The organism is Paraburkholderia sp. PAMB 6770 (assembly GCF_057748135.1).
The window spans coordinates 3,639,175-3,657,719 of sequence record NZ_CM173238.1 but is presented as its reverse complement, the minus strand read 5'-3'; the positions used below and the strand labels follow the sequence as shown (position 1 = coordinate 3,657,719).

At 68.0% G+C, this 18,545-nt stretch carries 11 protein-coding genes; 5 read left to right on the top strand and 6 right to left on the bottom strand.

Annotated elements, in window-relative coordinates; genetic code table 11:
• The first annotated feature begins 38 nt into the window (after positions 1–38).
• The 3 genes from AC3AP7_RS16540 to AC3AP7_RS16530 all read left to right on the top strand — a co-directional run bounded on the left by AC3AP7_RS16540 (position 39) and on the right by AC3AP7_RS16530 (position 4,436).
• On the top strand, positions 39–1,178 hold the full coding sequence (locus tag AC3AP7_RS16540; RefSeq protein WP_475767304.1) for an alginate lyase family protein: 1,140 nt from the start codon (positions 39–41) through the stop codon (positions 1,176–1,178).
• 31 nt (positions 1,179–1,209) lie between these two features.
• On the top strand, positions 1,210–2,598 hold the full coding sequence (locus AC3AP7_RS16535) for an L-serine ammonia-lyase (RefSeq protein ID WP_475767306.1): 1,389 nt from the start codon (positions 1,210–1,212) through the stop codon (positions 2,596–2,598).
• Positions 2,599–2,723: 125 nt separating this feature from the next.
• Positions 2,724–4,436, top strand: a complete 1,713-nt coding sequence (locus AC3AP7_RS16530; RefSeq protein WP_475767308.1) for a thiamine pyrophosphate-binding protein — start codon at positions 2,724–2,726, stop codon at positions 4,434–4,436.
• Positions 4,437–4,648: 212 nt separating this feature from the next.
• On the opposite strand, the gene AC3AP7_RS16525 is transcribed toward AC3AP7_RS16530, so the two are convergent.
• Entirely contained in the window at positions 4,649–5,797 is a 1,149-nt protein-coding gene (locus AC3AP7_RS16525; protein ID WP_475767310.1) for a branched-chain amino acid ABC transporter substrate-binding protein, read from the bottom strand.
• A 91-nt stretch (positions 5,798–5,888) separates the two neighbouring features.
• Positions 5,889–9,818, bottom strand: coding sequence for a trifunctional transcriptional regulator/proline dehydrogenase/L-glutamate gamma-semialdehyde dehydrogenase (gene putA / locus AC3AP7_RS16520; protein ID WP_475767312.1), 3,930 nt, complete (start codon positions 9,816–9,818; stop codon positions 5,889–5,891).
• A gap of 299 nt (positions 9,819–10,117) precedes the next feature.
• On the opposite strand from putA, the gene AC3AP7_RS16515 reads away from it, so the two are divergent.
• On the top strand, positions 10,118–10,261 hold the full coding sequence (locus AC3AP7_RS16515) for a hypothetical protein (protein ID WP_475767314.1): 144 nt from the start codon (positions 10,118–10,120) through the stop codon (positions 10,259–10,261).
• Positions 10,262–10,632: 371 nt separating this feature from the next.
• On the opposite strand, the gene AC3AP7_RS16510 is transcribed toward AC3AP7_RS16515, so the two are convergent.
• Positions 10,633–12,921, bottom strand: a complete 2,289-nt coding sequence (locus AC3AP7_RS16510) for a primosomal protein N' (protein WP_475767320.1) — start codon at positions 12,919–12,921, stop codon at positions 10,633–10,635.
• A gap of 465 nt (positions 12,922–13,386) precedes the next feature.
• Positions 13,387–14,499, bottom strand: coding sequence for a uroporphyrinogen decarboxylase (gene hemE / locus AC3AP7_RS16505; RefSeq protein WP_475767322.1), 1,113 nt, complete (start codon positions 14,497–14,499; stop codon positions 13,387–13,389).
• Between the two features lie 203 nt (positions 14,500–14,702).
• Between hemE and AC3AP7_RS16500 the strand changes: the two genes are divergently transcribed.
• On the top strand, positions 14,703–15,491 hold the full coding sequence (locus tag AC3AP7_RS16500; protein ID WP_475767325.1) for a transporter substrate-binding domain-containing protein: 789 nt from the start codon (positions 14,703–14,705) through the stop codon (positions 15,489–15,491).
• Between the two features lie 707 nt (positions 15,492–16,198).
• On the opposite strand, the gene AC3AP7_RS16495 is transcribed toward AC3AP7_RS16500, so the two are convergent.
• The gene (locus AC3AP7_RS16495) at positions 16,199–17,926 is read right to left on the bottom strand and encodes an AMP-binding protein (RefSeq protein WP_475767326.1); all 1,728 of its coding nucleotides are present in this window, start codon (positions 17,924–17,926) and stop codon (positions 16,199–16,201) included.
• Between the two features lie 169 nt (positions 17,927–18,095).
• Positions 18,096–18,521 carry a F0F1 ATP synthase subunit epsilon gene (locus tag AC3AP7_RS16490; RefSeq protein WP_475767328.1) on the bottom strand — a complete coding sequence of 142 codons (426 nt, stop codon included), beginning with the start codon at positions 18,519–18,521 and terminating at the stop codon, positions 18,096–18,098.
• Between the last annotated feature and the right edge of the window lie 24 nt (positions 18,522–18,545).

Genomic DNA, 18,545 nt, shown 5'->3' with positions numbered 1-18,545 from the left:
ACATCTCACACCGACTCAGCCCAACGAAGGAGTTTCGCATGGTGCGAAAGGTGCACGTGATGCAAAGCCGAACCCGCCCGCGGCCGCTGCTGTCACCGCGCAACGGACGCCTGCCGCTCGCCGCGCTGCTCGCGTGCGGCGCGTTCGTCCTGCCGGCGCGACACGCGCGCGCCGCGATGAATTTCTGCGCCGCCCCCGCGCTGCAGACGAGCGAGCGCACGCACGCGGATCCCGGTGTCAAGGCGCTTGTCAGCTACGTGACAGCCAACCTGAATGCGCCCGCGCACGCGGTGGCCACGCTGCACACCGAGGGCACGCTGCCGCACGAAGGGATCTACGACCAGAGCGTGCAGGCCGAAAAGGATCTCGACCTGATGCGCGACGCGGCGCTCGCGTGGCGCGCGACCGGCGACGAGCGCGACCTGCGGCTCGTCGATCGCCTGCTGTACGCGTGGGCGACCACTTATGTGCCGAGCTTCAATCCGATCGACGAGACGCATTTCGAAGGCCTGATCCTCGCGTACGACATGACCGCGAGCGCCCTGCCGGTCAAGACGCGCAACGCGACCATGGCCTTCCTCACGCGCTTCGCAAACGGCTACATCGCGCAGATCGACGCGCAGCCGCGGCCGCTCACCGGCACGTTCCGCAACAATTGGCAGAGCCATCGCATCAAGCTGATCGCGATGGCGGCGTTCACGCTCGACAACCGCAAGATGATCAACACGGCGCAGCGCCTGTTCATCGAGCACCTCAACGACAACGTCGCACCGGACGGCTCGACGCTCGACTTCCGCGAGCGGGACGCGCTGCATTACGTCACGTACGATCTGCAGCCGCTCGTCACCGCCGCGCTCGCCGCGCGCCGTCACAACCGCAACTGGCTGACGCTGAAAGCGCCCAACGGCGCCACGCTCGCCGCCGCGCTCGACTGGCTCACGCCCTACGCGCTCGGCACGAAGACCCACGAAGAGTTCGTCCATTCGAGCGTGCCGTTCGACGCGAAGCGGCGCGAAGCGGGCCTGCCCGGGTTCTCCGGCGACTGGAACCCGAAGAACGCCACCGAACTGTATTACCTCGCAGCGCGGCTCGACGGCCGCTATTCGCCGGTCGCGCTGCACCTCGCCCCCAACCCGCCCGCATGGCTCGCCGTCTGCCTGCCGCTCGCCGCGCGTTGAAGATTTTCCCGTTCTCTATGCAGGAGCAGTAATGGCTGTCAGCGTGTTCGATCTCTTCAAAATCGGCATCGGTCCGTCCAGTTCGCACACGGTCGGGCCGATGCGCGCGGCACTGATGTTCGCCCAGGGACTCGAACGCGACGGACTGCTCGCCGCCACGGCGTCCGTGAAGGTCGATCTGTACGGATCGCTCGGCGCGACCGGCAAGGGTCACGGCACCGATCGCGGCGTGATGCTCGGCCTGATGGGCGACGCCCCCGACACCGTCGATCCCGGCACCATCGCCGCGCGCCTCGAAGCGGTTCGCACGTCGCGCTCGCTCGCGCTGCTCGGCACGCACCCGGTGCCGTTCGTCGCGAAGGAGCATATCGGCTTCTATCGCCAGGCGCTGTCCGAGCATCCGAACGGACTGACGCTGCGCGCGTTCGACGCGCACGGCGCGCCGCTGCGCGAAGCCACGTATCTGTCGGTGGGCGGCGGCTTCGTCGTGACCGCCGGCGCCCCGAACACGAAGGTGCTGAGCGCCGCCGACCAGTTGCCCTATCCGTTTCGCAGCGGCGCCGAGCTGCTCGCGCTGTGCCGCGACACCGGCAAGAGCATCGCGCAGCTAATGGCCGAAAACGAACGCGTGTGGCACAGCGACGCGCAGACGCGCGAAGGCCTGCTGAAAATCTGGGACGTGATGCAGTCGTGCGTCGCGCGCGGCTGCGGGATCGGCAATCCGGATGCGGACGGCACGCTGCCCGGCCCGTTCCAGGTGAAGCGCCGCGCGCCGCAGCTGTATCGCGCGCTGTCGGAGCATCCGGAGCGCGCGTTGCGCGACCCGCTGTCGATGGTCGACTGGATCAACCTCTACGCAATCGCCGTCAACGAGGAGAACGCCGCGGGCGGCCGGGTCGTGACCGCACCGACCAACGGCGCCGCCGGCATCATCCCGGCCGTGCTGCACTATTACGCCCGCTTCATGCCCGGCGCGAACGAGCAGGGCGTGGTGGACTTCCTGCTGACGGCGGCGGCAATCGGCATCCTGTACAAGCTGAACGCGTCGATCTCCGGCGCCGAGGTCGGCTGCCAGGGGGAAGTCGGCGTGGCCTGCTCGATGGCCGCCGGCGCGCTCGCCGCGGTGATGGGCGGCACGCCCGCGCAGGTCGAGAACGCGGCCGAGATCGGCATGGAGCACAACCTCGGCCTCACCTGCGATCCGGTCGGCGGCATGGTGCAGATTCCGTGCATCGAGCGCAACGCGATGGCCTCCGTGAAGGCCGTCAACGCCGCGCGCATGGCGCTGCGCGGCGACGGCAGCCACTACGTGTCGCTCGATTCGGTGATCAAGACGATGCGCGAAACCGGCGCCGACATGAAGACCAAGTACAAGGAAACCTCGCGCGGCGGCCTCGCGGTCAACATCGTCGAGTGCTGAAACCGCGCGGGCGGCGCGCCGCCGCGCCGCCGTGACGCACCCCGCCTACCCGGCGTAACCTGTCGGGTCTGCGCCGGCCTGACCCGGGCCGGCAAGCCGACCGAATCCACTGGAGACTCCCTGCAATGACGCAGCCGAACGTTGCCGCTTCGTCCACCACCACCGGCGCGCGCCTGCTCGTCGACGCGCTGCTCACGCACGGCGTCGACCGCGTGTTCTGCGTGCCCGGCGAGAGCTTTCTCGCCGTGCTCGATTCGCTGCACGACGAAACCGGACGCATACAGACCGTCGTCTGCCGCCACGAAGCGGCCGCCGCGAACATGGCGGAAGCGGTCGGCAAGCTGACCGGGCGGCCCGGCGTCGCGATCGTCACGCGCGGCCCGGGCGCGACGCACGCGTCGATCGGCGTGCACACCGCCTTCCAGGACTCGACGCCGATGATCCTGCTGATCGGCCAGTGCGCGCGCGAGCATCTCGATCGCGAGGCGTTCCAGGAAATCGACTATCGCCGCATGTTCGGCCAGATGGCGAAGTGGGTTGCGCAGATCGACGACCCGCGGCGCGTGCCCGAATATCTGAGCCACGCGTTCCATACCGCGACCGCCGGGCGTCCGGGGCCGGTCGTGCTGGCGCTGCCCGAAGACGTGCTGAGCGACCTGTGTCCGGTCGTGCCGGGCGCGCCTGCATGGCAGCGCGTCGCGGCCTCGCCGTCGGCCGCGCAGATCGGCGAGCTGCGCCGGCTGCTCGAAGGCGCGCAGCGTCCGTTCGTGATCGCCGGCGGCAGCGGCTGGACCACGCAGGCCTGCGCCGATCTGCAGCGCTTCGTCGAAAACTGGCAGTTGCCGATCGGCCTCGCCTTCCGCTTCCAGGATACGTTCGACAACGAGCACCCGCATTACGCGGGCGACGTCGGCCTCGGCATCAATCCGGCGCTCGCGCAGCGCATTCGCGAAGCCGACCTGCTGCTCGTGTTGGGTCCGCGCCTGGGCGAATCCACCACCGGCGGCTACACGCTGCTCGACATTCCGAAGACGAAGCAGACCCTCGTGCACGTCCACCAGGGCGCGGAGGAACTGGGCCGCGTGTATGCGGCCGATCTGCCGATCGTCTCCGGGATGCCCGAGCTCGCCGCGCTGCTCGCGGCGCTGCAGCCCGCCGGCCCGCTGCCGTGGGCCGGCAGCGCGGGGCACGCGCATCGCGCGTACCTCGAATGGCGTGCACCGCGACCGATGCCGGGCGACGTGCAGATGGGCGACGTGATCCAGCAGTTGCGCGCGCATCTACCGGCCGACGCGATTCTCGCGAACGGCGCGGGCAACTACGCGACGTGGCTGCATCGGCATTTCTCGTACCGGCATTTCCGCTCGCAGCTTGCCCCGACGAGCGGCGCGATGGGCTACGGCGTGCCCGCCGCCATCGCCGCGAAATCGCTGTATCCGCAGCGCGCCGTGGTGGCGCTCGCCGGCGACGGCTGCTTCATGATGGCCGCGCAGGAACTCGCCACCGCGATGCAGTACGGTCTCGCGGTGGTGTTCATCGTCGTGAACAACGGCCACTACGGGACGATTCGCATGCACCAGGAGCGGCATTATCCGAACCGCGTGCACGGCACCGGCCTGACGAATCCGGACTTCGCCGCATTCGCGCGCTCGTTCGGCGCGCATGGCGAAACGGTGCTGCATACCGATGAATTCGTGCCGGCGCTGCAACGCGCGCTCGCCGTGCAGCACAGGCCCTCGGTGATCGAGATCCGCCTGCCGCAGGAAGCGAGCACGCCGGGCGCGACGCTCGAACAGATCCGCGAGCAGGGCCGCAAGCTGCGCGCGTCGCAAGGCTGAGGATCGCGCGGGCCCCGGCACGCGCGGGCATGTCCCCGTGCGGGCTCCGGCGGCGTGGCGCGACGGCGGGCGGCGGGCGGCCGCGTTCGACGTTCGCGCTGCGCGTGGCGTGGCGTGGCGTGGCGCGGACGTAAAAAAACCCGCCGAAGCGGGTCTGCTCCATCGGGCTGCCGGGCCGGCCCCGCCGCGCGCGGCCGGCACCGGCGGCGTGCTTACTTGCCGCCCACGCTTTGCAGCGGCGTCCACTTGCCGTCGACCACCTTGTACAGCGTGATGCCGCCGTTCTTCAGATCGCCGTGCGCGTCGTATTCGAGGCGTCGCGTCGTCACTGCCGGCATGTCGGTCTTCGCGAGGAACGGCAGGTACTTCGCCGGCTCGGTCGAGTTCGCCTTCTTCATCGCGGTGAACATCGCCATCGCACCGTCATACGCGTACGGCGAATACGTTTCGACGTCCGTGCCGAAGCGCTTCTTGTACTTCGCGACGTACGCGGCGCCGCCCGGCATTTCGTTCAGCGGCAGGCCCGCCAGCGACGCGACCGTGCCTTCCGCAGCCGGACCCGCCACCTTCAGGAAGGTCGGCGTGTGCAGCATTTCGCCGCCCATCAGCGGCGCCTTGATGCCCAGTTCCTTCATCTGCTTGACCATCGGTGCGCCTTGCGAATCCGCGCCGCCGTAGTAGATCAGATCCGGGTGGACCGACTTCAGCTTGGTCAGGATCGACTTGAAGTCGACGGCCTGGTCGTTCGTGTACTCGCGATCGACGATCGTCGCGCCCGCGGCCTTCGCCGCCTTCGCGAACTGGTCGGCAAGACCCTGGCCGTAGGCGGTGCGGTCGTCGACGATCGCAATGCGCTTCATGCCGAGGTTCTTCACCGCGAACGTGCCGGCCACCGAGCCTTGCTGGGTGTCCGAGGTCATCATCCGGAAGGTCGTCTTGAAGCCTTGCTGCGTGTATTCCGGCGCGGTCGCCATCGCGATTTCGGGAATGCCCGCGTTCGCATAGATGCGCGATGCCGGGATCGTCGTGCCCGAGTTGAAGTGGCCGAGCATGCCCTTGATGCCGTCATCGACCAGCTTCTGCGCGACCGTCGTGCCCGTGCGCGGGTCGGCCTGATCGTCGGCCGCGTCCAGCACGAAGTGGATCTGCTTGCCGCCGATCACCGGCTTGGTCGCATTCATTTCTTCCACGGCAAGCACGACGCCGTTTTCGAAGTCCTTGCCGTAGTGAGCCTGTGCGCCGGTCATCGGACCGGCAAAGCCGATCTTCACGTCCTCGACCTGTTGCGCGTAAGCGGTCCCCGCGAGCGACAGCGTCGCGACGAGTGCCGCGCCTGCCAGCTTTTTCGTCTTGTGTTGCATGAGCTTCTTCTCCTTGGTACCAGGTGTGGATGGAGCGGCTTCGGGATCGCCGTACCGCTTCCGTCTTATTGAATCGACCGTCAAGGTTCGCTTAGCCGATCGTCATCAAATTTGCGTTACCGCCTGCCGCTGCGGTGTTCACGCTGACCGAGCGCTCGGTCAGCAGCCGTTCGAGCGCGTAGTCTTCGTCGCCGTTGGCGAGCGCGCTCGCGGCGACGCCCTGCACCGACACGATCGGTCCCGGACGCTTCGCGACTTCCTTCACGAGCGTGAGCAGTTCGTCACTGTCGCCTTCGAACAGCACCGCGTCGAAGACCACCTCCGCCTGCTTGCGCACCGCGGCATGCTGCCGCAGCGCCGCGGGCAGCGCCGCCATCAGCGCTTCGCCGGCTGCGCCGTCGAACAGCGCGCGATTGCCGGTCGCGAGCACCGCGGCGAACTGCGCACGCGCGCCGCTCGCGGTGGTGGCGACGCACAGCACGGTGCCGCGCGCGCCGAGCGAGTACGTGTTGCGCTCGCCCGTCGGTCCGGGCAGCACGGCGGTGGCGCCCGCCAGCCCCTGCGACAGATAGCCGTCGCAGCGCGCGGCCAGCACGGGCTCGCGCTCGGCAATCAGCCAGTCGCGCAGCGCCGCGAGCGCCGAGGACGGATTGTCGCTGTTTTCCGCTTCCTGCGGCAGATCGGCGACCAGTTGACGGGTGAGGCCCTTCGGCAATCCGACCGGCCGCTTCGCGAGCAGGCGCTGCAGATACAGCGCGCCCCCCGCCTTCGGCCCGGTTCCCGACAGCCCTTCGCCGCCGAACGGCTGCACGCCGACCACCGCGCCCACCACGTTGCGGTTCACGTAGATGTTGCCCACGTGCGCGCGGCCGATCACGTGCGCGATCGTCTCGTCGATGCGCGTGTGAATGCCGAGCGTGAGGCCGTAGCCGGTCGCGCGGATCTGTTCGAGCAGCTTGTCGAGCGCGCTGCGGCGGTAGCGCACCACGTGCAGCACCGGCCCGAACACTTCGCGCTTCAGTTCGTCGATGCTGTCGATCTCGATCAGCGTCGGCGGCACGAAGGTGCCCGGTGCGCATCCTTCGGGCATCGGCATCTGCGCGACGCGCCGGCCCTTGTCGCGCATCGCCGCGATATGCGCGTCGATGCCGCGCTTCGCCTCCGCGTCGATCACCGGACCGACGTCCGTCGACAGACGATCCGGGTTGCCCAGCGTGAGTTCGTGCATCGCGCCCGTCAGCATGTCGAGCGTGCGCTCCGCAATGTCCTCCTGCAGGCACAGCACGCGCAGCGCCGAGCAACGCTGACCCGCCGAGTCGAATGCGGAGTTCAGCACGTCGGCGACGACCTGTTCGGCGAGCGCCGACGAATCGACGATCATCGCGTTCTGGCCGCCGGTTTCGGCAATCAGCGGAATCGGCCGGCCATCCGGATCGAGCCGGCCCGACAGCGTCCGGTTGATGAGGCGTGCCACTTCGGTCGAGCCGGTGAACATCACCGCACGCGTGCGCGCGTCCGCAACGAGCGCCGCGCCGACCGTCTCGCCATCGCCCGGCAGCAGTTGCACCGCGCCGGCCGGTACGCCGGCTTCGCGCAGGATGCGCACGGCCTGCGCGGCGATCAGCGGCGTCTGCTCCGCGGGCTTCGCGAGCACCGTATTGCCGGCGGCGAGCGCGGCCGCCACCTGGCCCATGAAGATCGCCAGCGGGAAATTCCACGGGCTGATGCAGACGACCGGGCCGAGCGGGCGATGCGTATCGTTCGAAAACTCGGTGCGGATTTGCGCGGAGTAGTAGCGCAGGAAATCGATCGCCTCGCGAATCTCGGCCACGGCGTTCGGCAGCGACTTGCCGGCCTCGCGCACGACGAGCCCCATCAGCGTGTGCATCTGCGCTTCGAGCAGGTCGGCAGCGCGCGCGAGACAATCGGCGCGCGCCTCGACGGGCGTCGCCTGCCAGATCGGCGCAGCGGCCACCGCGTGCGTGAGCGCCGCGCTCACGTGTTCGGGCGTCGCCTCGACCACCGTGCCGACCAGGTCGCGATGGTCCGCCGGATTGCGCACGTCGCGCGACGCGCCCACCGCGATCTGGTTGTCTTCGAGCATCGGCGCGGCGCGCCACGGATGATGCGCGCTCGCGAGCAGCGCCGACGACAGCGACGCGAGCCGGTGCTCGTTCGACAGATCGAGCCCCATCGAGTTGATGCGCTCGTTTCCGTACAGGTTGCGCGGCAGCGGGATCTTCGGATGCGGCGCGCCGAGCGGCGTGATGCGCGACGCCTGTTCGACCGGATCGGCCACCAGTTCGGCGATCGGCACGCTCTCGTCGGCGATGCGGTTCACGAACGACGTGTTCGCGCCGTTCTCCAGCAGACGCCGCACCAGATACGCGAGCAGCGTCTCGTGCGTGCCCACCGGCGCGTACACGCGGCACGGCCGGTTCAGCTTGTCGCGCCCGGTCACCTCTTCGTACAGCGGCTCGCCCATCCCGTGCAGACACTGGAACTCGTACTGGCCGGGATAGTAGTTCTGGCCCGCGAGATGGTAGATCGCCGACAGCGTGTGCGCATTGTGCGTGGCGAACTGCGGATAGACCGCGTCGGGCACGCCGAGCAGTTTCTTCGCACAGGCGAGGTACGACACGTCCGTGTACAGCTTGCGCGTGTAGACCGGATAGCCTTCGAGCCCGTCGGTCTGCGCGCGCTTGATCTCGCTGTCCCAGTACGCGCCCTTCACGAGCCGCACCATGATCCGATGGCGGCTGCGCCGCGCGAGATCGACGATGTAGTCGATCACGAACGGGCAGCGCTTCTGGTACGCCTGCACCACGAAGCCGATCCCGTTCCAGCCCGCGAGTTCCGGATCGAAGCACAGCGCTTCGAGCAGGTCCAGCGAGATTTCGAGGCGGTCGGCTTCTTCGGCGTCGATGTTCAGGCCGATGTCGTAGCGGCGCGCGAGAATCGCGAGCGCGCGCACGCGCGGCAGCAACTCGTTCATCGTGCGCTCCTGCTGCGCGCGCGAGTAGCGCGCGTGCAGCGCGGAGAGCTTGATCGAGATGCCCGGGCCCTCGTAGATGCCGCGCCCGCCGGCCGCCTTGCCGATCGCGTGGATCGCCTGCTCGTAGGCCGCGTAATAGCGCTGCGCATCGGCTTCGGTGGTCGCCGCCTCGCCGAGCATGTCGTACGAGTAGCGGAACCCGCGCGCCTCGAACTTGCGGCTGTTCGCGAGCGCTTCGGAGATGTTCTCGCCCGTGACGAACTGCTCGCCCATCAGGCGCATCGCCATGTCGACGCCCTTGCGGATGAGCGGCTCGCCGCCGCGCCCGATCAGCCGCGTGAGCGCCGACGACAGCCCCGCTTCGCTGCTCGTCGTGACGAGCTTGCCGGTGATCATCAGCCCCCAGGTCGCCGCATTGACGAACAGCGACGGCGCCTGGCCGACGTGCGACTTCCAGTCGCCCTTGCTGATCTTGTCGCGAATCAGCGCATCGCGCGTCGCACGATCAGGAATCCGAAGCAGTGCTTCGGCGAGGCACATCAGCGCCACGCCTTCCTGGCTCGACAGCGAAAATTCGTGAATCAGGCCTTCGACGCCGCCGCCCTTGCTCTTGCCGCGCAGCGTTTCGACGAGCGCTTTCGCGAGCGTCTGCACGTCGTTCGCGAGGTTCGCCGGCAGACGCGCCTGGCCGATCAGGAACGGCACGCATTCCGGCTCGGGACGGCGATACGCGGCCGTGATCGCCGCGCGCAGCACCGATTGCGGCTGCACGCTCTGCGCGAATTCGAGGAACGGGTGCGACGCGCCGTCTTCCTCGGCTTCGACGGCGGCGCCGTCCGCGAGATCGGCCGTGCCGCTCACGCCCGACAGTTCGGGCGGCAACTGGCCATGCTCGATCCGTTCGAGGTAAGCGAAGATCGCCTGCTTGATCAGCCAGTGCGGCGTGCGTTCGAGGCGGGTGGCGGCATCTTTGAGCCGGGTGCGCAACAGGTCGTCGACCTTCACGCCGAGTGTGGTGCTTGCCATGATTTCTTCTGGATGCCGACCCGACCGCATCGGCCAAAGACTGAAAAAGTTGGCCGCATCGTACGCTTCCCAATAAAAAGGTGCAACCTTCGGCCCAACCCGGTTGCACCATCGTCAAACCCTTGTACGACCGGGGTTTGCGGCCGGTTAGCCGGGCCTGCGGACGAGCGCATGCGGGATCAGTACTTTCCCCAGGGCATTCTTCTTCGCGCGACCCTTATCGAATTCGCCGGCGCGCCGTTATACAGGTGAACGGCTGTGCAAATGCGCACAAAACGGGCTTCAGGCAGGCGGTCGACATGGAAAAGTGGCTGGTAGTGATGGGAATCTGGGCAATGTGCGCAACCTGCGCGGTGCTGTTCATCCGTGGCGCCACGGGCGCCGCGCTCAAGCCGCGGCCAGTCGAATCGCGCGTGCGCGAGCGTGAGCGGGCGCGCCGCTAGGCGCGCCGCGCGTCCGCACCGGCGCGCCCGCGGCAAGCCGCGGCGACGCCGGCCTCCGAACGGAACCCCCGCGAGGTTCGTCATGCTGTGCTCCAGCGAATCCCGTTCATGCGCCCGCGACCGGCAACCCGCGCAGCCGCGCGAGTCCATCCGCAGCGCGCGCGGGGCGCGCGCCGCCCGCGCGCCGGTGGAAACGACCGTCCGCCTTGGCTACGCGGCGACGATGCGCGCGCGGGCCCGCGCGGCACGCGACCGCTGGCGCTATTGAACTGACGGGAGAACTACCGCGGGAACTGCCGCGAGCCCCGGTGCGCGCGGCGCCCGGCACGCCGGCTGCGTGACGCGCGGTGCCGGCGAAACGCGCCCCTCGCTCAGATGTCGAGCGGGTCGACCTCGACACTCCAGCGCAACACCCCGCGCAGCGCGCGCAAATGCGGCTGCCAGGCGCGCAGCGTCGCCTGCAGCGCGGCGCGCGACGCGCTTTCGAGCAGCAACTGTGCGCGGTGCACGTGCATGACCTTGACGATCGTCAGCGGCACCGCATCGTAGATGCTGACGCGCTCGGCCTGCGCGATCGTGCCGAGCGCCGCGGCGGCCTGCTGGAGGAACGCGAGTGCCGCGTCGAGCGTGCGGGCTTCCGCGCGCAACAGCGCCTGATAGACGAACGGCGGCAGATGGGCGTCGCGTCGCTCGGCGAGCGTCGCGGTCGCGAAGCCGATGTAGTCGTGCCGCGTCAGCGCGTGATAAAGCGCGTGACGCGGATAGCGCGTCTGCACCAGCACCTCGCCGGGCAACCCGGCGCGCCCGGCGCGCCCGCTGACCTGCATCAGCTGCGCGAAAAGCCGCTCGCTCGCGCGAAAGTCGTGCGAGAACAGCGCGTTGTCCGCGTTCAGCACACCGACTAGCGACACGCGCTGAAAATCGTGCCCCTTCGCGATCATCTGCGTGCCGACGAGAATGTCCACGTCGCCCGCGTGGACGTCCGAGAACAGCGCCTGCGCGCTGCCCTTGCGGCGCGTGCTGTCGGCGTCGATGCGCAGCACGCGCGCGCCCGGCACGACGCGCGCGAGCGCTTCCTCGACGCGCTGCGTGCCGCGCCCGAGCGGCGCGATATCGACGTTGCCGCATTCAGGGCAGCCGCGCGGAATGCGCGCTTCCCAGCCGCAGTGATGGCAGCGCAGCGCCCGCTCCGGCTTGTGCAGGACCACGTAGGCGCTGCAGCGCGGACAGCCGGCAACCCAGCCGCACGCGTCGCACGCAAGCTGCGGCGCGTAGCCGCGGCGGTTCAGAAACACGAGACTCTGCTCGCCACGTTCGAGACGCGTCTTCAGCGCCGCGACCAGCGGCCCGGACAGCCCCTCGATCGACGCGCGGCCGCGCCGGCGCTCTTCCTCGACGTCGATCATCCGCACGGTGGGCAGCAGCGCGTCCGCGACCGCGCGGCGGGTCAGCGACAGACGCGTGTAGCGGCCCTGGTCGGCTTGCCACCAGCTTTCGAGCGACGGCGTCGCCGAGCCGAGCACGACCGGCACGCCGAGCTGCTTGGCGCGCCAGACGGCCAGATCGCGCGCGGAATAGCGCAGCCCTTCCTGCTGCTTGTAGGCCGGATCATGCTCCTCGTCGACGACGATCACCGCGAGCTTCGGCAGCGACGCGAGCACCGCGAGGCGCGTGCCGAGCACGATCCGCGCGCGCGCCGTGTGCGCGGCGAGCCAGTGGCGCGCGCGCTCGCCTTCGGCGAGGCCGCTGTGCAGCGTGACGATCGCGCCGGCGTCGAGCGACGCGAAGCGCGCGCGAAACGCGCTCTCGAACTGCGGCGTCAGATTGATCTCCGGCACGAGAACCAGCGCCTGCGCGTCCGGCTGCGTCGCGAGGATCGCATCGAGCGCGCGCAGATAGACCTCGGTCTTGCCGCTGCCGGTCACGCCGTGGAGCAGGAACGGCGCAAAGCCGCGCGCACCGGCGATCGCCTCGACGGCGGCGGCCTGCTCGCCGGTGAGCACGGGCAGTGCGGGTAGCACGGGTAGCACGGGCAGCACGGGTAGCACGGGCAGCGGCGGCTCGCCCGCCGGCGCCGTGCGCCGAACCGCGGCCGCGGCCGGCTCGCCGCGTTCGAGCGCAACCCAGCCCGCTTGCTGCCAGGCGGCGAGCGTCGCGGCGGCCTTCGGATGCAGGGCGCGCGCGTCGGCGGCGGGGAGCGTGGTCGCCTCCCGCAGGGCCTGCGCGAGGCGGCGCAGTGCGCTCGCGCGCGCCGGCAACGCATCCGGCAGCGCCGCCGCGCCGGCCGGCAACAGCCGATAGTGCTCCTGCGGCGCAAGCAGCCGTGCCCAGCGCGCGGGATCGCGCAACCCCTGCGGCAACGCAGGCAGCGCAACCTCGCCGAGCCCGCGCTGGTAGTAATCGGCGGCGAAGGCGGCGAGCGCGAGCCACTCGGCCGACAGCGGCGGACAGGCCTCGCAGGTCGGGCCGATCGATTTCAGCCGGTCGGCGGCGACCTCGCTGTGAGCGGTCACTTCGCACACCATCCCCACCGTCTCGCGTCGGCCGAAGGGGACGCGGACCAGCGTGCCGGGGACGGGCGGGACCGGCGCGTCGCAGCGATAGTCGAACAGGGTCGACAGCGGATGATCGAGCGCGACGCGGACGAAAACGGGATTCACGCGAGTGTTGAAGTCGTGACGGGGCGGCGACGAGGTTCGACGCCGACGGCCCGGTACAGGGCGACGTCCCGGCAGCGTCGGGCGGCAACGGTGAAGTTAAAGTAAAACTTCACTTTACGCGCTAAGTTTTGGATTCCGCTGAACAAATGCGCTCCGCGCGCCCGCCCTGTGGATAACTTTGTTGAGAAGTCCCCTCGCGCGGCCCGGAAACGGCGTCGCGACGGCCTTGTGCGGGATAGCGCACATTGCGCGGCGTGCGCCGCAAAGCCTTGCTGCACAAGGCCAGGACACACCGGACGGGGAATGCGCAAGCCCATTGCGAGGACGAAAGCCTCTACCGCGCCGCAACGTGAGGAATGTGTATAAGTCAAGTCTTGACAAGCATCGAAGCGCCGTCCGGCGGCGTGTTTGACGCTCGCTTTCCCTTAGGACGAGAGCCCAGCTCGCCGCACCGCAACAAAAGTGTCATGCCTGCGGCGGATCGACACGGGGGCGGCCGGCACGGATGGCGCGGCTGTGCCGGTGCACCTCGTCGACCAGTTCGGCCACGTGCTCCGGCGGCGTGAACTGCGAAATGCCGTGTCCCAGATTGAAGACGTGGCCCGGATGGTTGCCGAAGCTGTCGAGCACCGCGCGCGCTTCGACGCGGATCGATGCGGGCGGCGCGAACAGCACCGACGGATCGAGATTGCCCTGCAGCGCGACGTGGTGTCCCACCCGCTCGCGCGCCGCGGCGAGGTTCACCGTCCAGTCGAGTCCGACCGCGTCCACGCCGGTTGCGGCGATCTCGTCGAGCCAGAGGCCGCCCCCCTTCGTGAAGGTGATCACGGGCACGCGCGCGCCGTCGTGCTCGCGCTTGAGTTGGCGAACGACCTCGGCGATGTAGTGCAGCGAGAAACGCTGGTAGATGCCGTCCGCGAGCGCGCCGCCCCAGGTGTCGAAAATCATCACGGCCTGTGCGCCCGCGTCGATCTGCGCGTTCAGATAGGCGGCGACCGCCTGCGCGTTGACGTCGAGTATCCGCTGCATCAGATCGGGGCGCGCATACAGCATCGACTTCACGGTGCGGAAGTCGTCCGAGCCGCCGCCCTCGACCATGTAGCACGCGAGCGTCCACGGGCTGCCGGAGAAGCCGATCAGCGGCACGCGCTGGCGGCCCTGGGCGTCGGTCAGCGCGCGGCGGATTTCGCTCACCGCGTCGGTCACGTAGCGCAGGCTCGCGCCGATGTCCGGCACCGCGAGCCGCGCGACATCCGCTTCGGTGCGCACCGGGCGCGCGAACTTCGGCCCCTCGCCGGCGACGAATTCCAGCCCGAGGCCCATGGCGTCGGGCACCGTCAGGATGTCGGAGAACAGGATGGCGGCATCGAGCGGGTAGCGTTCGAGCGGCTGCAACGTGACCTCCGTCGCGTACGCGGGGCTTTTGGCGAGGCCGAGGAAGCTGCCGGCCCGCGCGCGCGTGGCGTTGTATTCGGGCAGGTAGCGGCCCGCCTGGCGCATCAGCCAGACCGGCGTGTATTCGGTGGGCTCGCGCAACAGCGCGCGCAGGAAGGTGTCGTTCAGAAGAGTAGGAGCCACGTTGCGTGCGACGAAGGGCAAAGAGGCATTTTAACGGACAGCGCCGCCGCCGACCTCGCTTGATGCCGGGGATAAGCGTGCCTCGCGCAGGATGCCGCGCGCGTGTCTACCTGGCCTTTTGTCGGATTTTCATTGCGCGACGCTCGCGCTATGATCGGCAGCCTTACCAGACGATAACAAGGGTTAGAGGAGGTATGACCATCATGTACAGGGCAACCAGAATCGTGGTCGGCGCGCTGCTGTGCGCGGCATTCGGCCTCGCGCATGCGCAATCGGCGGCACCGGCGCCGGCGTCGCGGCTCGACGAAGTGCTCGCGCGCGGCACGCTGCGCGCCTGCACGACCGGCGACTACAAGCCTTACTCGTTCCTGAAGCCGGACGGACAGTACGAAGGCATCGACATCGACATGGCGGACTCGCTGGCGAAATCGCTCGGCGTGAAGCTCGAATTCGTGAAGACCACGTGGCCGAACCTGCTGAACGACTTCATCGCGCGCTGCGACATCGGGATTGGCGGCGTCTCGCCCACGCTCGAGCGTCAAAAGCATGCGTTCTTCACGCAGCCGTACATGATCGACGGCAAGACGCCGATCGTGCGCTGCGACGACGTGAACAAGTACCAGACCGTCGCGCAGATCGACCAGCCGAACGTGCGCGTGATCGTCAATCCGGGCGGCACGAACGAGCGCTTCGCGAAGCAGTATCTTCCTCACGCGAACCTGACCGTTTATCCGGACAACGTCACCATCTTCAAGCAGATTCTGGCCGGCAAGGCGGACGTGATGGTCACCGATGCATCCGAGACGCTGATGCAGCAAAAGCTCAATCCGGGGCTGTGCTCGGTTCACCCCGACAAACCGTTCCAGTACGGCGAAAAGGCATGGCTGCTGCCGCGCGGCGACGTGGTATTCCAGGAGTATGTCGACCAGTGGCTGCATCAGTTGCGCGCAACGGGTGCGTTCCAGGCCATCTCGGACAAGTGGCTGAAGTAGAAGCCGGCTGTGCGGCGCGGCGGCATCGCTGCGCCGCCGCAATGCCGCGCGATGTCCTGCCTCGTCATTGTGTAACCGGGCTTGCGGCGCGGGCGCGCGTTCGACGATGCGGGCATCCGATGACGGGCGCGGGCGCGCGTCGGGGACAGATCGATCCGCTCGACGTGGTTCGGTCCCTCGCCGAGAACGGCTGCGCGATGCACCGTGCGGCGCGCCTGGCCTCCGGAAAATTCCGCCTCGGAAGCGTTTCACTCGGCATGCAAACGACCGTGGATTGACCGCGGATCGGGGCACCGAAAAAGGATCAGCAATACTTACGTTTTAAACGTTTCAAGTCAGAAAAAAATCCCGCAAACCCTTGCCGGGCGGGCGTTACAACCTGAAACACTTTGTTACCGCGTTGTCCGGGTTAATCACCCACAATGCCTTTCAACGGTTTCAACACGGATGTGGCAGCGTGTGTGGTGTGAGCGGACATAACGCACTTGCCGGTCGGCATTTCGCCGGAGCCCTGTTCAAGGGGCATCCTTGTTGGTGCCGTCGCTGACACACAGGGCGCCTATTCTCAGTGCGCTCCCCGGTCGGTTCCTCCATTGGTCTCCTCGCGCTAACCCCGTAGCGTGTGGTTTTTAGCGGGCTCCAGGCCCGCTTTTTTTTTGCCCTCCCAAACGTTTGCGCGGTGTGCGCATGCGTTTGGGTCCACCGCGTCACGCCGTTTTATCCTCGTTGAGCTGCAATTCGCGGATCATGCGTTCGCGCATGATGAACTTCTGCACCTTGCCGGTCACCGTCATCGGCAACTCGTCGACGAAACGGATGTAGCGCGGAATCTTGTAGTGTGCGATCTGGCCGCGGCAGAATTCGCGGATCTCCTCGTCGCTCGCCTGCTCGCCAGCGCGCAGCACGATCCAGGCGCACACTTCCTCGCCATATTTCGGATCCGGCACGCCGAATACCTGCGCACTCTGAATCTTCGGATGCCGAAACAGGAATTCCTCGATTTCGCGCGGATAGATGTTCTCGCCGCCGCGGATCAGCATGTCCTTCAGCCGGCCTACGATGTTGCAGTAGCCTTCGGCGTCGAGCGTCGCGAGATCTCCGGTATGCATCCAGCCGTCGACGATCACGTCGCGGGTCCTCGCTTCGTCGCCCCAGTAGCCGAGCATCACCGAATAGCCTCGCGTGCACAGCTCGCCCGTTTCGCCAATGGGCACGATGTTGCCCAGCGCGTCGACCAGTTTCACTTCGAGATGCGGCTGGATCCGGCCGACCGTCGTCGTGCGCTTTTCGAGCGGATCGTCGACCGAGCTCTGGAACGACACGGGGCTCGTTTCGGTCATCCCGTACGCGATCGTCACCTGCGACATGTGCATCTGCGACACCACGCGCTTCATCGTCTCGATCGGACACGGCGAACCGGCCATGATGCCGGTGCGCAGCGTGCTCAGGTCATAGCGGGCGAACTCCGGGTCGTCGAGTTCGGCGATGAACATCGTCGGCACGCCATGCAGCGCGGTGCAGCGCTCCGCGGCGACGACGGCGAGCGTCGCACGCGCGTCGAAGGCCTCGCCCGGAAACACCATGGCCGTGCCGGCCGACACACAGGCCAATACCGCGAGCACCATGCCGAAGCAGTGATACAGCGGCACGGGAATGCACAGCGAATCCGCCTCGGTGAGCTTCATCACGCTCGCGATCGAGCGCGCGTTGTTGACCACGTTGCGATGGGTCAGCGTTGCCCCCTTCGGGCTGCCCGTCGTACCGCTCGTGAACTGGATGTTGATCGGATCGCCCGACGCCAGCGTAGCGCCGATCGCGTCGAGCGCAGCCGGATCGCAGACGGCGCGTCCGCGCGCCATCACGTCGGCAAAGGCGAGCATGCCTCGCGGCGGCGTCTGCGCCATCGACACCACCGTGCGCAGCGACGGCACGCGCGCCGCCTGTAGCGCGCCGGGCGCGTGCGTCGCGAGTTCGGGCGCAATCTCGCACAACATGTCCGTATAGGACGACTTCTTGAAACGCTCGGCCGCGATCAGCGCCTTGCACTCGACCTTGTTGAGCGCGTATTCGAGCTCCGCGATCCGGTACGCCGGATTGATGTTGACGAGGATCGCGCCGATGCGCGCGGTCGCGAACTGCGTGAGCAGCCATTCGGCGCGGTTCGGCGACCAGATTCCGACCCGGTCGCCCCTGACGATGCCGAGTTCGCCGAGCGCAGCGGCGAGCGTGTCGACTTCGTCGGCCAGTTCGCGCCAGCTCCAGCGCACGTTCTGCTCGCGAAACACGGCAGCCGGCCGGTCCGCGAAGCGCTGAACCGTGTCGCGGAGAAACCGGGCGATCGTCGCCTCGGAAAGCGGGACGTCCGTCGCGCCGCGCACGTACGACAGCCCGTCCTGCGGCGCGATGAGCGCGCCGGCATGTGAATCTGCAGCCATATATCCGTCTCCGCCACGTGGTGTTGTCACCGTTCTGCGAGCCCATTTATTTTGCCATCCGCTTACGTGACGCTGACATCAAGTGTTACCCGCAAGCCGTAGCGCGGATAAACGCCGCAAATAAAAAAAGCAGCCCGAAGGCTGCTTTTTTTTCAACGATGCACGATCTTCAGTGATGGCTGCGGATTCTGGCGAGCCGCTTGATCGCTTCGAGCTGTGCCATCGCGGTGGCGAGCTCCGACTGCGCCTTCGCGAGGTCGAGATCCGATTTCGCGTCCTGCAGCGATTCCTCCGCGCGCCGGCGCGCCTCGTCGGCCTTCGCCTCGTCGAGGTCCTTGCCGCGGATCGCGGTGTCGGACAGTACCGTCACCTGACCCGGTTGCACTTCGAGGATACCGCCCGCGACGAACACGAATTCGTCATCGCCGTTCGCCGTTTCGATGCGCACCGCACCGGGGCGAATCCGCGTGATGAGCGGCGTGTGGCGCGGCAGGATACCGAGCTCCCCTGCCTCGCCCGGCAGCGCGACGAACTTCGCCTCGCCCGAGAAGATCTGCTCTTCCGCGCTGACGATGTCTACTTTGATGGTTGCCATATCGACTCCTGTCGACGAGCGTCA

What these genes read in the sequence shown, in the direction of transcription:
- AC3AP7_RS16540 (WP_475767304.1), top strand. Translation starts at nt 39, where the DNA reads ATGGTGCGAAAGGTGCACGTGATGCAAAGCCGAACCCGCCCGCGGCCG.
- AC3AP7_RS16535 (WP_475767306.1), top strand. Translation starts at nt 1,210, where the DNA reads ATGGCTGTCAGCGTGTTCGATCTCTTCAAAATCGGCATCGGTCCGTCC.
- AC3AP7_RS16530 (WP_475767308.1), top strand. Translation starts at nt 2,724, where the DNA reads ATGACGCAGCCGAACGTTGCCGCTTCGTCCACCACCACCGGCGCGCGC.
- AC3AP7_RS16525 (WP_475767310.1), bottom strand. Translation starts at nt 5,797, where the DNA reads ATGCAACACAAGACGAAAAAGCTGGCAGGCGCGGCACTCGTCGCGACG.
- putA (WP_475767312.1), bottom strand. Translation starts at nt 9,818, where the DNA reads ATGGCAAGCACCACACTCGGCGTGAAGGTCGACGACCTGTTGCGCACC.
- AC3AP7_RS16515 (WP_475767314.1), top strand. Translation starts at nt 10,118, where the DNA reads ATGGAAAAGTGGCTGGTAGTGATGGGAATCTGGGCAATGTGCGCAACC.
- AC3AP7_RS16500 (WP_475767325.1), top strand. Translation starts at nt 14,703, where the DNA reads ATGTACAGGGCAACCAGAATCGTGGTCGGCGCGCTGCTGTGCGCGGCA.
- AC3AP7_RS16495 (WP_475767326.1), bottom strand. Translation starts at nt 17,926, where the DNA reads ATGGCTGCAGATTCACATGCCGGCGCGCTCATCGCGCCGCAGGACGGG.
- AC3AP7_RS16490 (WP_475767328.1), bottom strand. Translation starts at nt 18,521, where the DNA reads ATGGCAACCATCAAAGTAGACATCGTCAGCGCGGAAGAGCAGATCTTC.